This window comes from Photorhabdus viridis (assembly GCF_040256935.1).
GTDB classification, from domain to species: Bacteria; Pseudomonadota; Gammaproteobacteria; order Enterobacterales; family Enterobacteriaceae; genus Photorhabdus; species Photorhabdus viridis.
In genome coordinates, this window is the sequence record NZ_JBEJZY010000273.1 from 1 (window position 1) to 448 (window position 448).

1 protein-coding gene is annotated in these 448 nt (G+C 56.7%); it reads left to right on the forward strand.

The window, feature by feature from the left end:
- On the forward strand, positions 1 to 448 hold a 448-nt coding region (locus ABR397_RS23325), incomplete at both ends, for a condensation domain-containing protein (protein WP_350307778.1).

The window sequence follows — 448 nt, forward strand, 5'->3', positions numbered from 1 at the left end:
GGAGGTGCATAGTGATGGTTCGCAGGTGACGGAATCCCACCGCATGTTGGCGCCTGAGCTGAATGATCGTCTGCGCAGTCAGGCCCGGCATTTGGGGGTCAGTCTGGCGGCTTTGTGCCATTTGGCCTGGGCACAGGTGTTGTCGCGTACCAGTGGTCAGAAGAATGTCGTGTTTGGTACGGTGCTGTTTGGTCGTATGCAGGCGGGAGAAGGGGCTGACAATGGCATGGGGCTGTTTATCAATACCTTGCCGCTACGGCTGGATATCAATGATACGCCGGTACGGAACAGCGTACAGGCCGCCCATACCCGGCTGGCCGGATTATTAACCCATGAACACGCGTCACTGGCGCTGGCCCAGCGTTGCAGTAGTGTGCCGGGTGAACTTCCCCTCTTTAATAGCCTGTTGAATTATCGGCATAATACTTTGTCGGCAACGGCGGATGAC